Origin of the sequence: Streptomyces sp. NPDC058274, assembly GCF_042881375.1 — a bacterium.
Lineage (GTDB): Bacteria > Actinomycetota > Actinomycetes > Streptomycetales > Streptomycetaceae > Streptomyces.
Window position 1 is genome coordinate 17690 of the sequence record NZ_JBHVXW010000002.1, and the last position, 13189, is coordinate 30878.

A 13189-nucleotide genomic window follows, 5' to 3' on the forward strand; every position below is an offset into this window, starting at 1 on the left:
ACGGACCACAATCCCGCCATCCGGACCTACGCCCCTTAACGCTTGGGATCGGGCGAACTACGCTGGGTTTACGAATGCCGCGTGGTTATGCCAGCGCGGCAGCCGTCTGTGTCGAGGGGTGGCGCATGTCCAGGGAGCAACGCGGGCCGAACGAAAAACTCGGCACCGTTCTCGCCCTCGCGGGAATCAGCAACGCAGGCCTCGCACGACGCGTCAACGACCTTGGCGCTCAACGCGGTCTGACTCTTCGCTACGACAAGACGTCGGTGGCGCGCTGGGTGTCGAAGGGAATGGTGCCGCAGGGTGCGGCGCCGCATCTCATCGCCGCCGCCATCGGCCAGAAACTCGGCCGCCCCGTACCGCTCCACGAGATCGGTCTGGCGGACGCGGATCCCGCACCCGAAGTGGGCCTCGCCTTCCCCCGTGACGTCGGGCAGGCGGTGCGGTCGGCGACGGAGCTGTACCGCCTCGACCTGGCCGGGCGCCGGGCCGGCAGCGGCGGCATCTGGCAGTCGCTCGCCGGATCGTTCGCAGTGAGCGCTTACGCAACTCCCGCTTCACGGTGGCTGATAACACCGGCCGACAGTTCGGTGGCGCGGGACGCGAGCCCGGCCGAGGGCTCCGGAGCACCGCTGAAAGTCGGCCACACCGACGTGCTGAAACTCCGCGAGGCGGCGGAGGACGCGCGGCGCTGGGACTCCAAGTACGGCGGCGGCGACTGGCGTTCGTCGATGGTGCCCGAGTGCTTACGGGTGGAGGCGGCACCCCTGCTGCTCGGCTCGTACTCGGACGACGTGGGCAGAGCCCTCTTCGGGGCGAGCGCCGAACTGACCCGGCTGGCCGGCTGGATGGCCTTCGACACCGGCCAGCAGGAAGCGGCCCAGCGCTACTACATCCAGGCACTGCGCCTGGCCCGCGCGGCCGCCGACGTGCCCCTCGGGGGCTATGTGCTCGCCTCCATGTCCCTCCAGGCGACCTACCGCGGCTTCGGCGACGAGGGCGTCGACCTCGCCCAGGCCGCTCTGGAGCGCAACCGCGGCCTGGCCACCGCGCGCACCATGAGCTTCTTCCGCCTCGTCGAGGCACGGGCCCACGCGCGCGCGGGTGACGCCCACGCGGCAGGCGGCGCCCTGAAGGCCGCCGAGGGCTGGCTGGAGCGGGCCCGTGACGGCGACCAGGATCCGTCCTGGCTCGGCTTCTACTCGTACGACCGGTTCGCCGCCGACGCGGCCGAGTGCTATCGCGACCTGAAGGCGCCGCGCCAGGTCCGCCGCTTCACCGAGCAGGCACTGTCGAAGCCGACGGAGGAGTTCGTACGCTCGCACGGGCTGCGCCTGGTGGTGTCCGCGGTCGCCGAGCTGGAGTCGGGCAACCTGGACGCGGCCTGCGAACAGGGCGTCCGGGCGGTCGAGGTCGCCGGCCGTATCTCGTCGGCGCGCACCACCGAGTACGTGAAGGATCTCCTGCACCGACTGGAGCCGTACGGCGACGAACCGCGCGTGGTGGAGCTGCGGGAGCGCGCACGCCCGCTGCTCATGGCTCCCGCGTAGGCGCTCCGCTTTGATCGCCTGTCCCGGAGAGCGTCTGCCCGATTGCTCGCGTCTTGGGCTGCGGGTGATCTGTGGCTGATCACGCACTTCCTCGCGCCCCTACCGGGGCGCCGGGGCCTCCCCCTGGTTTGAGGGCGTTGTCAGTGGCGCAGTGCACTCTTGAAGTCGGGAGGTGGTGCAGGTGTCCATCGTGTACGACTGCGATGTGCTGGTGATCGGCGGCGGGATCGTCGGTCTGTCGACGGCGTACGCGATCACGCGGGCCGCGCCGGGCACGCGCGTCATGGTGCTGGAGAAGGAGCTGGGCCCCGCCCGCCATCAGACGGGGCGCAACAGCGGCGTCATCCACAGCGGGATCTACTACCGCCCCGGCTCCCTGAAGGCGCGCTTCGCGGTGCGGGGCGCCACCGAGATGGTCAAGTTCTGCGCCGAGTACGGCATCGACCACGCCGTCACCGGCAAGCTGATCGTCGCCACCCACAAGGCCGAGCTGCCCCGGCTGCACGCGCTCGTGCAGCGCGGCCGGGAGAACGGCATTCCGGTCCGCGAGCTGGGCGCGGCCCAGATCGGGGAGTACGAGCCGGAGGTCCGCGGCCTCGCCGCCATCCAGGTCGGTACGACAGGGATCTGCGACTTCGTCGCCGTGGCCCGCCGCCTCGCGGAGTCCTCCGGCGCGGAGATCCACTACGGCGCGCGGGTCATCCGGATCGACCGCCGCCCCGAGCTCGGCGTCGCCGTCCGCACGGCCGACGGCCGGGTCGTCCGCGCGCGCGTGCTGGTCAACTGCGCGGGGCTGCACTGCGACGAGATCGCCCGGCTCAGCGGGGACGACCCGGGGATGCGGATCGTCCCGTTCCGGGGCGAGTACTACACGCTGGCGCGCCCGGAGCTGGTGCGCGGCCTGGTCTATCCCGTCCCGGACCCGGCGTTCCCGTTCCTCGGCGTGCATCTCACCCGCGGCATCGACGCGAGCGTGCACATCGGACCGAACGCGGTCCCGGCCCTGGCCCGCGAGGGGTACGGCTGGGGGACCGTCCGCCCCCGCGAGCTGGCGGCCACCCTGGCCTGGCCCGGTTCCTGGCGCATAGCCCGCCGCCACTGGCGCTACGGCGGAGGGGAGCTGCTGCGCTCGGTGTCGAAGGCGGCCTTCACGGACGCCGTCCGGCGGCTGCTGCCCGCGGTGACCCCGGACGACCTGATCCCGGCAGCCGCCGGGGTCCGGGCCCAGGCGGTCCTGCGGGACGGGACGCTGGTGGACGACTTCCTGATCCAGGAGACCCCCCGGACGGTCCACGTCCTGAACGCACCGTCACCCGCGGCCACCGCGTCCCTGCCGATCGGCCGCGAGGTCGCCCGACGGGCCCTGACCGCACTGTCGACCGCCTGACCTGCGCGAGGTGCCCGGCCGGCCACGGATCGGGCACCGGCTTCTCCGGCCGGCGCCTTGCCTGCACCGAGCCGCCAGGCACGAAACCCGCCCGAGGCCACCGCCCTACCCGCACCAAGCCGCCAGGCACGAAACCCGCCCGAGGCCACCGCCCTGCACAAAATCGCCCGCAGGGCACTCCGTCCGCACCCCCCGTACCGCCGCGGGAGGCGCGTCCGCCGGACCCCCGTAAAATCGACCCCACTGTGTCTGACTCCCTCAAGTCCTCCGAAGAGTCCCCAGAGTCCCGGCCCTCCGTCGCCGGCGGCTCGCTGCGTCATGCCCGGGCCAAGGGCGAGCCCCGCTTTCCGGACGGCCCCAAGGCCGACCCCGCCGGATCGCACTTCGAGCGGCGGATCCGCAGCTTCCAGCCGCGGCGCAGCCGGGTGACGGCCGGGCAGGCGGACGCCCTGCAGCGGCTGTGGCCCAAGTGGGGGCTGGACATCGACGGGCACGCGCTGGACCTCGCGGAGCTGTTCGGCTCCGACCGTCCCGTCGTCCTCGAAATCGGGTTCGGGATGGGCGAGGCCACCGCGCGGATGGCGGCCGAGGACCCGGAGACCGGAATCCTCGCCGTCGATGTGCACACCCCTGGGCAGGGCAACCTGCTCAATCTCGCCGACCAGAGCGGGCTGTCCAACGTCCGGGTCGCCAACGGCGACGCGATCATCCTGCTCCGGGAGATGCTCCCGCCCGAGTCCCTCAGCGGACTGCGGGTGTACTTCCCCGACCCCTGGCCCAAGAAGCGGCATCACAAGCGCCGCCTCATCCAGCCCGAGTTCCTGACGCTCGCCGCGACCCGCCTCCGGCCCGGTGCCCTCGTGCACTGCGCGACCGACTGGGAGCCGTATGCCGAACAGATGCTCGAAGTGCTGACCGCTCACCCGGACTTCGAGAACACCCGGACCGACGGCGGATACGCGCCACGTCCCGACTTCCGCCCGCTGACCCGTTTCGAGGGCCAGGGACTGGAGAAGGGTCATGTGGTGAATGACCTGCTCTTCCGCCGCGTACAGCATCGAGACCAGCCCTCTGCCGGCGACTGAGCCGGGCCCCCGGGCCCCACCAGGCACCGTCGCAGGCAGCGTCCCTCCCTCGTTAGGGTCAATGCCGTGGCCACCTGTCCTCCGTACCCGACGCACCCCAGCGGTCCCGCCGGCGGTGCCCTGCGGCACGCGCACTGGTGGCAGCGCAGGTGGGTCCGCTACGGGGCACTGATCACCCTGCTCGCACTCTCCGGCCTCGTCATCCTCGCCCTGGTCCGCCAACAGACCGGCACCGAGGGCTTCCTGGTCGGCCTGGGCCTTGCCGTGCTGCCGGTACCGCTCCTCATGGCCGCCTTCCGCTGGCTGGACCGGGTGGAGCCGGGCCCCTGGCGCAACCTGCTCTTCGCGTTCGCCTGGGGCGCCTGCGCCGCCGCGCTCATAGCGATCGTCGCCAACAGCTTCGCGACGAAATGGATAGCGACCGCCACCGCCGACCCGTCCAGCGCCGACACCCTCGGCGCGACCGTCATAGCGCCCATCGTGGAGGAGTCCGCGAAGGCCGCGGCCGTCCTGCTGATCTTCCTCTTCCGCAGACGGGATTTCACGGGGATCGTCGACGGAGTGGTCATAGCCGGGGTCACCGCCACCGGCTTCGCCTTCACCGAGAACATCCTCTACCTCGGCACCGCGTTCGGTACCGACCAGCTCAGCGGCGAGCGCGGGCTCGCCTCCGTCACCGCCGCCACCTTCTTCGTACGCGTGGTGATGTCGCCCTTCGCGCACCCCCTGTTCACCGTCCTGACCGGCATCGGCTTCGGCATCGCCGCGCTGTCCCCGGAGGGCCGGCAGCTGCGCCGGGTCCTTCTCCCGCTGTCCGGGCTGCTGCTCGCCATGGGGATGCACGCCGTCTGGAACGGCTCGTCGTCCTTCGGGGAGTACGGGTTCTTCGCCGTGTACGCGGCCTTCATGGTGCCCACGTTCGGGCTGCTCACCTGGCTCGTCATCTGGACCCGGCAGCGGGAGCTGCGCACGGTGCGCGCCGAACTGCCCGCCTACGCGGTCGCCGGGTGGCTGGCCCCGCCCGAGCCGTTCGTACTCGGCTCCATGCGGGCGCGGCGGCTTGCCCGCGACTACGCCGGGCAGCACTTCGGCAAGGGCGCCGCGCGCTCCGTCGCCGAGTACGAGGCGTACGCGACCTCGCTCGCGTTTCTGCGGCACCGCGCGCGCCGGGGCCGTGCGGGGGCCGGTTTCGGTGACCGGGAGCGGGAGTTGCTGAACGAACTGTGGCGGCGCCGGGAGGTGGCCCGGCCGGCCCTGGCATACGCCGCCCGGGCGACGGCACCGGTCGCGTTGCCGCCGTGGCCGATGTACACGCCCTTGTACGGCCGCGGCGGGCCGTACATCGGGTCTGCGACGCCGTATCCGGGCGGGGCGCCCTATTCGGGCGGGGCGCCTTATGCCGGTCCGGCGGCGCCGTATCCCGCGTACAACCCGTATCGGTCGTAGACACGGGGGTACGGCGGGTACGGCACCGCCGGAGAACACCGTCACGGCTGATCACCGTCGCGGCGGAAAGGACTCCGGCCCAGCGACGGGAACACGCTTCCGCGAGACGGAACTACACGGCCGACGCCTTCGTCAGCGTCGTCAGTTCCCCGTCCGTCAGGGTCAGGTCGGCGACCCCCAGCAGCGCGGGCAGTTGCTCGACCGTCCGCGCGGAGGCGATCGGCGCGGCCACCGTCGGCTGGGCGGCGAGCCAGGCCAGCGCCACCGTGGCGACCGGGACGTCGTGGGTCCGGGCGATCTCGTCCAGGGCCGCGAGGACGTTCACACCACGCTCCGTCTCCAGGTGCTTGGCGGCGCCGCCCGCCCGCGGGGAGTCGACGGTCGTACCGGGCCGGTACTTGCCCGTGAGGAAGCCGGAGGCGAGCGCGTAGTACGGGACGGCGGCCAGGCCGGAGCGGGAGGCGACCTCCTGGAGCGGACCCTCGTACGTCTCGCGCGAGACCAGGTTGTACTCCGGCTGGACGGCGACGTACCGCGCCAGCCCCTCGCGGTCGGAGAACTCCAGGGACTCCTGGAGCCGCTCGGGCGAGATGTTGGAGGCGGCGATGGCCCGCACCTTGCCCGCCCGCACCAGCTCGTCGAGCGCGCCGATGATGTCCTCGACGGGGACGGAGGGGTCGTCGCGGTGCGTGTAGTAGAGGTCGATGTAATCCGTGCCCAGCCGGCGCAGCGACGCGTCGGCCGCGGCCCGCACGTTGTCCGGGGCCAGCCCCTTGTAGTCGGGGTGGGAGCCCACCTTGGTGGCCAGGACGATGTCGGAGCGGTTGCCGCGCGCGGCGAACCACTTGCCGATGATCGTCTCCGACTCACCGCCCTTGTTGCCCGGCACCCAGGCGGAGTACGTGTCGGCGGTGTCCACGAAGTTGCCGCCCGCGGCCGCGTAGGCGTCCAGCACGGCGAAGGACTGTGTCTCGTCTGCGGTCCAGCCGAAGACGTTGCCGCCGAGGGCGAGCGGGAAGACCTCGAGCTCGGACGGGCCCAGCTTGCGAAGAGAAGTCATGTCGATCAGCAACACCGGTGGCGGAGCCATCTATTCCGCAAGCCCGCGGAAAAGCCCGCACGAAACGGGCGAAGCGCCCCGCGTAGAAGGCGAGGCGCTCACACCGGGAAACTGTCAGGGATGCCGGGTGCCGATGTGGCTGCCAGGAGCCGTCATGGGCGCCCGGAAGCTGTCAGGGGTTGAGTCCCTTGCTCTGCAGCCAGGCCATCGGGTCGATTCCGGTGGCGTTGCCGCCGGGGTGCACCTCAAGGTGCAGATGCGGCCCGGTCACGTTGCCGGTCGCGCCCACGCGCCCGATGACGTCACCCGTGGCCACCTTCTGCCCCACGCTCGCGCTGATGGAGGACTGGTGGCAGAACCACAGCTCCGTACCGTCATCGAGGGTCAGGATCGTGCGGTAGCCGTACGAACCGGCCCAGCCCGCTTCCGTGATGGTGCCGCTGTGGACGGCCTTGATCAGCGTGCCCGTGGGAGCCGCGAAGTCGAGGCCGGTGTGGTACCCCGAGGACCACAGCGCGCCGGCCTCGCCGAAGCGCGAGGTCAGCGTGTACGAGGAGGTGGGCAGCGAGTAGCTCTTGGCCAGCTTGGCGAGGCGCTCGGCCTCGGCCTTCTGCTTGGCCTCCTCCTCCGCCTTCTTCTTGACGGCGGCGGCCTTGGCCTTCGCCTCGTCCTGCGTCTTGGACGCTTCGGCGGCGGCCTTCTTCGCGGCGGCGGTCTCGGCGGCCCGCTGGGCCGCGCTGTCGACCTGGTCCTGCTGCGACTCGGCCTGCTGCATGATCCGCGCGCGCAGCGCCTCGCCGGCGTCGGTGGTGCCCTGCGCGGTGTCGTCGGTGGTGAGACCGGCGCTGGTGAGCGGGGTGGCGGAGCCCTTCGCAGGGGCCTCGCCGTCGGATATCAGGGCCTTGGCCGAGGTGGCGACCGACGACAGGTCGGGCATCGAGATGGACACCGGGGGCTTGCCGGTCTGCGCGGTGGCCATGCCACCCGCACCGACGGCGGCGATGACGCCGACGCCCAGAACGGTGGAGCTGCGGGCGAGTCCTCCGCCACGCTGCTTGGAGACGCGGTGCCGGCCGCGGACGGGACGGACGGAATCCGCGGTGGGATTCCACTCCTCCCAGGGCCCCTCGTCGCTGCCGCGGCCGTAGCCGAAGGTGTCGCTCTGCTTCTCACTCGGCGCGAACGAGGTGGGTTGTGCAGGCCGGTTTGACGCCACGTGGGCGCGCTCCTTTCCTTCCTTCTCGCCTACCGGGTTAGCTGACGGGTTCGGAGCAGGAAGGTCTCCTACGCGCGTCAACCGCAGTGTGATCCACCGCGAAAGACGCTCGATTCACCCCAAGTTGGTGGTTCCCCGGTTCCCTTGCGGGATTCGGCGCGTGCGCACGGAGCCGACTCCAGTGACGGCTGTGACGACCGCGCTGCGTTATCGAACGTTAATAGACTCGGGCTACGGATTCCAAGCTGTTCGGACTGATCATTAACGTCTTCCGCCTGGACTTACGGGTCATGAGGGGTGGAAAACGGGCGAGTTGACCACGCCTCATAAACCCCAGTTCAATTGACGGTTCGTCAGCTGTTATGCGGAGGGGTGCCATCCGGTCACCTCCGGTGACAACGATCAAGAACAGTTCGTACGACGCTCATGGCCGGCGTACGGCGAGCAGCGCGAGGTCGTCCGTCGTCCCGCCGCCCGTGTGCCGGCGCACGTCTCGCGTGAGGGCTGCCAGCAGCGCGTCGGGGCCGGCGAAGACCCGTCCGGCCAGCCGCGCCGCCGGATCGTAGAACTCCCCGCGCCCGTCACGCGCCTCCGAGAGCCCGTCGGTGTAGAAGAGCAGCGTGGCCCCGCTCGGGAAGGCCGCCTCCTCCGCACGGTCGGGCCGGCTGCCCAACTCGCCCAGCCCGAGCGGCAGTGCGGGCTCCGCGGCGTCCAGGACGCGCAGCGTGCCGTCCGCGCCCAGGAGCAGGGGCGGGGGGTGGCCGCGACTGACGATGCGTACGACGCCGTCGCCGTGCGGGATCTCGGCGAGGACGGCCGTGGTGAACCCCTCGAAGGCGTCGAGTCCGTCGCGCCGGGTCCCTTCGCGCGCCAGCGCCCGCTCCAGTCGCTGGGCGACCGCCTCCAGCGTCGACTCGTGCTCGGCCGCCTCCCGGAACGATCCGATGACCACCGCGACGGCCGCCACCGCGCCCATGCCCTTGCCCCGTACGTCGCCCACCACCAGCCGTACGCCGTGCGGGGAGTCCTGCACCGCGTACAGGTCGCCGCCGATGAACGCGTCGGCCTGCGCCGCCTCGTACCGGGCCGCGAACTCGAAGCCGCCGATCCGTTCGGCCGGCCGCGGCAGGACGGCGCGCTGGGCGGCCTCGGCGATCTCGCGGGCGGAGGCGAGCCGCTCGTCGGTGCGCCGGACCAGGATGTTGATGAGGACGGCCAGGACGGCGACGGTCGCCACGGTGACCAGTTCGGTGACCGAGTCGACGTTCAGGGCGATGCCGAGCCTGATGTGGATGGTGAGGACGGACACCAGGGCGCCGAGGCCGGTGAGGATCGTGCCGCGCAGCGAGAAGAGGGGCGCGGCGACCAGCGGGGCCGCGGTGAAGAGGGGGGCCGCGGTGAAGTCCGAGGGGGTGAGGTAGTCGTAGACGATCCCGACCACGATGAGCAGCGCGGGCAGCGCCCGGACGAAGCTGCGGGCGCGCGAGATGCGCCGGGTGGCCGGCTCGGCAGCGGCGGGGGACGGACTCTCCCCGAGCCCGGGATCAGGCACGGCATCCCCGGGCAACCGGCCCCCGGCCCACTCGAACCCATCGGCATCCCCGGGCAACCGGCCCCCGGCCCGCTCATACCCATCGGGATCGGCCTCGCGGCCGGCCCCGCCGGACGCCTTCTCCGGCCGCTGTGAACCTCCCTGCTGCCCCACCCGTCCAGGCTTCCCGGCGCGGGGGCGGGCGGCGACCGCTGAGGGCCGACCGGATGACGTCCGGCGCACAGGGCGGGACCCGGATCGGACGGATCGGACCCCACGGCAAACACCAAGGGCCGGAACTCAATATCTGAGTTCCGGCCCTTGGCCTTCAGTAGCGGGGACAGGATTTGAACCTGCGACCTCTGGGTTATGAGCCCAGCGAGCTACCGAGCTGCTCCACCCCGCGTCGTTAGAACCAGTGTACGCCATGCGCGGGACCCCTCGCGCACACGCTGACGTGCACCGGCCTTCACCAGGCGTATTCCGCCCGTCGGGACCGGAGGCCCGGGGGCACCTAGTCGGCCGGGTTGCCCGCGTGGGTCAGCGTCTCCCAGGACACGAACAGATCGTCCGTGCCGGCGGGGCGCGTCTGCTCGACGAGCTTGTGAGCGGCCGGGACGTGCACGTCCATCCGGTTCTCCAGGTGGTTGAGCGCGACCTCCACGTCGGGCCCCATGTTCCGGTCGACCTTCCCGCCGCACAGCCAGGCGGGCGCCGCCTCCCCCATCTGGTACCTGGAGTGGAAGTCGAGCGCGGCCTTCAGCCGGTCCTTGACGTCGCGGTAGAGGTCGACGCCCTGGTGCCAGGCGGTCTCGGCGATGTGGGCGGTGGCGGCGAGGGAGTACCCGACGTGCTTGAAGTTGCGGCAGGTCTCCTGCGCGACCCCGTCCATGTACCGCTGCTGCCCGAACCAGTACGTGGTCATCTTCTGCGGGGTGTCGACGGTGCTGCCGACCGGCGTGAGCGGCACGTGCCCGTCCTTCTGGAGGTAGAAGTACGCGGGCACGCGCTGGCGGAACCGTTCCAGGGCGTCGTCGAAGGCCTGGTGGTCGTCGAGGAAGACGGCGATCCCGATGGCGGCGTCGGTCATGGCGAGGTCCCAGTTGCCGTTGAAGTCCGGGACCTTCTTGGTGACTTCGGGGAGATAGGCCGTGCGCAGCATGGTCCGGAACCGCTCCACCCGGTCGGCCGGCCAGCCCGCGCCCGGTGTGTACCGGACGAGCTCGGCGGCCCGCGACCAGGTCGACCCGGCCCACGCGGTCTGCAGCCCGGCGTCCTCCTCGGTGTGCCCCTTCATCTTGGCCGACCAGGCGTCCATGATCTCCCTGGCCTTGACCGCGTGCTCCTGCTTGCCGGTGATGCCGAACAGCAGGGCCTGGGTGTAGGCGGCGATGGCGTCCTCGCGCTCCTCGACACAGCCGTGCACCGGCTCGGCCGACTTGTCACCGCCCGGGCAGTCGACGCTGGCGTACGGCTTCGCCTGGTACTTGTACGAGCCGTACTTGCTGTCGCGCATGTCGAGGAACGCCTTCAGCCAGGGCTGCTTGCCCGCGCCCACGCGGGCCCGCACGGTGTCTAGCTGCCCCTTGCTGACCAGCACTCCTGGGTGCTGGAACGCCGCGTTCTTGGGCCGTGCCCGCGCTTGCGTGCGCGTCTGCGACGACGCCCCGCACGAGGCCACCAGCCCCACCAGCACCGGCGCGAGCAGCACCGCCGTCACACGCCGCCCGACTGAACGCATCGCTCCGCCTCCCGGGTCCACCACCGCACCGACTCACTCGCAGCCTGGCGCTTCGGCGGCACCCCCGCAGAATCTCTTAGCCCGTCCGGCGTTCGGGGCCAGGCCCTTCAGGCGACGGGGGCAGGCCCTTCGGGCGAACGAGCCCGTGCGGCGTTCGGAGGCAGGCCCTTGCAGGCCCGTTGCGCGAACCAGCCCGCCCGGCGTTCGCAGGCAGGCCCGTCGCCGAAGCCGAACGAGGGCGCGGGACCGGGGACAGGTGGGCCAGGACCTCACGCCCGGTCGGCGGCCGTCGGCGGCAGGAGGTGCCGATTGGGCGCCTTGGCCGGCTCCTCGTATTCGGGGAGTACGACGACATCGGCGCCCCCGGCGGCCAGCACCCCGCTCCCGTCGGCCCCGGCGACGAACGTGTCGGGCTCCCGCCACGCCGTCACCACCCGTCGTACTCCGGCATCGAGAATCAACCGCGCGCAGGGCGCGGGGCGTGACGCCCGCCGTGCGCATGGCTCCAGGCTGCTGTAGACCGTGGCCCCGGCCAGCCGCGGATCCGCGGGGTCGGCCTTGACGAGCGCGGACTCCTCGGCGTGCTCCACCGGGTCGCCCTCGCGGGAGTACCCGCGGGAGATCTCGGTGCCGTCCGCCGCCACCACGACCGCGCCCACGCTGAACGCGGTCCGCGACGGCGGGCACTGCGCGGCCAGTTCGCAGGCCAGCGCGAGCCACCGCCGGTCGGCGGCCGAGGCGAGCGGCCCGCTGCCGGGTGCGGTGGGGACGTACCGCATGAGGACGACGTCCCCGACGGGCCTGGTCTCCACCAGGCGCAGCCGCCCGCCGGGATAGGGCCCGGGGCCGAGCATGCGGGGCGCGTCCGGCTCGCCCACGAACAGCGGCGCAAGGACGAGTTGGAGCTCGTCGGCGAGGCCCTGGCGCAGCAGCTGGGTGTGGACCCGGCCGCCGCCCTCGACCATGAGGCGCCGCACCCCGCGCACGTCGTGGAGGTGCTCCAGGACGACGCGCCAGTCCAGTTCGGGCCCGGCGGCGACGACGTCGACGCCGAGACCGCGCAGGGCGTCGGCGGCCCGGCCGGCGCCCTTGTCCGTCGTATAGACGACCTTCTCGCCGCCCGTGTGCCAGAACTGGGCGGCCGGGTCGAGGTCGCCGGATCCGCTGACCGTGACCTTCAGCGGGTACTCCGGCCGCCCGGCGGCGACCCGGGCCGCCCGCCGCTCGGCCGAGTTGACCAGCAGCCGGGGGTTGTCGGCGCGGATCGTGCCCGCGCCGATCAGGATCGCGTCACTGGACGCCCGTACCTCGTCGACCCGGTCGAAGTCGGCCGGGCCCGAGAGCAGCAGCCGGTCGGGACCGGTGTCGTCCAGGTAGCCGTCGAGGGAGACGGCGGCGGACAACAGGACGTAGGGGTGGGGCATGGGACGCACCCTCCAGCTCCGAGCTCTCGGCTCTTAGTGGTTCAACTTTTAAACAATACCTACACTGGACGGCATGACGTCGACCCGCTGGCTCACCCCCGAGGAACTGCGCGCCTGGAAGGCGTACCTCGCCGCGTCGCTGCTCCTGGAGGACGCGATCGACCGGCAGCTCCAGCAGGAGGCCGGCATGCCGCACCTCTACTACTCCGTCCTGGCCACCCTCTCCGACGCGCCGGACCGGCGCCTGCGTATGACCGAACTGGCCGAGGCGCTGAAGATCACGCGCAGCCGGCTGACGTATGCCGTGACGCGGCTGGAGAAGGACGGAACGGTACGACGCGAAGGATGCCCCACGGACCGGCGGGGCAACATCGCGGTCCTGACGGAGGCCGGGACGGCCGTCCTGGAGCGGACGGCGCCCGGTCATGTCGAGACGGTTCGTACGGCCGTCTTCGAGCACCTGAGCCCGGAGCAGGTGGGGCAGCTGGAGGAGATCTGCACGGGGATCGCCGAGACCCTCCAGCAGAACCGGCCGGCCACCACGCCCGACGACGTCCCGTGGCGCCGCCGCTCCTCGGCGCCCTGACGCATCAGGCACTCCCGCGACACAGGCCCCGCCCATTTCCAGTTGCTTGAACTTTAAAACAGGAGTTAGAGTCTCCGTTCCAGGGCTTGCTTCAAATCTGAAGCACGAGCCGCAGGCCGGGTACCGCCCGTGCAGCACCCGCCTGTCCGCCCATCCGCCGGAC

Annotated in this window: 10 protein-coding genes, 1 tRNA gene and 1 riboswitch; of the genes, 5 read left to right on the top strand and 6 right to left on the bottom strand. The window is 71.8% G+C overall.

Going from position 1 to position 13189, the window contains the following annotated elements; genetic code table 11:
• Positions 1-125: 125 nt before the first annotated feature.
• The 4 genes from ACFVYF_RS04505 (at position 126) to ACFVYF_RS04520 (ending at position 5468) form a co-directional block, all read left to right on the top strand.
• Complete coding sequence (locus ACFVYF_RS04505) at positions 126-1550, top strand: MFS transporter (RefSeq protein WP_389450715.1); 1425 nt, start codon at positions 126-128, stop codon at positions 1548-1550.
• 172 nt (positions 1551-1722) lie between these two features.
• Complete coding sequence (gene lhgO, locus ACFVYF_RS04510; protein ID WP_389450718.1) at positions 1723-2937, top strand: L-2-hydroxyglutarate oxidase; 1215 nt, start codon at positions 1723-1725, stop codon at positions 2935-2937.
• 245 nt (positions 2938-3182) lie between these two features.
• Positions 3183-4022, top strand: a complete 840-nt coding sequence (trmB, locus tag ACFVYF_RS04515) for a tRNA (guanosine(46)-N7)-methyltransferase TrmB (protein WP_389450721.1) — start codon at positions 3183-3185, stop codon at positions 4020-4022.
• 66 nt (positions 4023-4088) lie between these two features.
• Positions 4089-5468, top strand: a complete 1380-nt coding sequence (locus ACFVYF_RS04520; RefSeq protein WP_389450724.1) for a PrsW family intramembrane metalloprotease — start codon at positions 4089-4091, stop codon at positions 5466-5468.
• 112 nt (positions 5469-5580) lie between these two features.
• On the opposite strand, the gene ACFVYF_RS04525 is transcribed toward ACFVYF_RS04520, so the two are convergent.
• The 6 genes from ACFVYF_RS04525 to ACFVYF_RS04550 all read right to left on the bottom strand — a co-directional run bounded on the left by ACFVYF_RS04525 (position 5581) and on the right by ACFVYF_RS04550 (position 12440).
• Positions 5581-6528, bottom strand: coding sequence for an aldo/keto reductase (locus ACFVYF_RS04525; RefSeq protein WP_389450727.1), 948 nt, complete (start codon positions 6526-6528; stop codon positions 5581-5583).
• 172 nt (positions 6529-6700) lie between these two features.
• Positions 6701-7744 (bottom strand): M23 family metallopeptidase, encoded by a 1044-nt coding sequence (locus ACFVYF_RS04530; RefSeq protein ID WP_389450730.1) that lies wholly within the window; start codon positions 7742-7744, stop codon positions 6701-6703.
• An 11-nt stretch (positions 7745-7755) separates the two neighbouring features.
• Positions 7756-7913, bottom strand: a riboswitch (cyclic di-AMP (ydaO/yuaA leader).
• Positions 7914-8168: 255 nt separating this feature from the next.
• Positions 8169-9296, bottom strand: a complete 1128-nt coding sequence (locus ACFVYF_RS04535; RefSeq protein ID WP_389450732.1) for a PP2C family protein-serine/threonine phosphatase — start codon at positions 9294-9296, stop codon at positions 8169-8171.
• 311 nt (positions 9297-9607) lie between these two features.
• Positions 9608-9681: transfer RNA gene (locus ACFVYF_RS04540), tRNA-Met, on the bottom strand.
• A 108-nt stretch (positions 9682-9789) separates the two neighbouring features.
• Positions 9790-11016, bottom strand: a complete 1227-nt coding sequence (locus ACFVYF_RS04545; RefSeq protein ID WP_389450735.1) for an alginate lyase family protein — start codon at positions 11014-11016, stop codon at positions 9790-9792.
• Between the two features lie 269 nt (positions 11017-11285).
• Positions 11286-12440 (bottom strand): dihydrofolate reductase family protein, encoded by a 1155-nt coding sequence (locus tag ACFVYF_RS04550; RefSeq protein WP_389450738.1) that lies wholly within the window; start codon positions 12438-12440, stop codon positions 11286-11288.
• 73 nt (positions 12441-12513) lie between these two features.
• Between ACFVYF_RS04550 and ACFVYF_RS04555 the strand changes: the two genes are divergently transcribed.
• Positions 12514-13026 carry a MarR family winged helix-turn-helix transcriptional regulator gene (locus tag ACFVYF_RS04555; protein ID WP_389450741.1) on the top strand — a complete coding sequence of 171 codons (513 nt, stop codon included), beginning with the start codon at positions 12514-12516 and terminating at the stop codon, positions 13024-13026.
• The last annotated feature ends 163 nt before the right edge of the window (positions 13027-13189 follow it).

Coding starts and splice junctions, on each gene's coding strand:
- ACFVYF_RS04555 (WP_389450741.1), top strand. CDS start 12,514: ATGACGTCGACCCGCTGGCTCACCCCCGAGGAACTGCGCGCCTGGAAG.
- ACFVYF_RS04545 (WP_389450735.1), bottom strand. CDS start 11,016: ATGCGTTCAGTCGGGCGGCGTGTGACGGCGGTGCTGCTCGCGCCGGTG.
- ACFVYF_RS04550 (WP_389450738.1), bottom strand. CDS start 12,440: ATGCCCCACCCCTACGTCCTGTTGTCCGCCGCCGTCTCCCTCGACGGC.
- ACFVYF_RS04525 (WP_389450727.1), bottom strand. CDS start 6,528: ATGACTTCTCTTCGCAAGCTGGGCCCGTCCGAGCTCGAGGTCTTCCCG.
- ACFVYF_RS04505 (WP_389450715.1), top strand. CDS start 126: ATGTCCAGGGAGCAACGCGGGCCGAACGAAAAACTCGGCACCGTTCTC.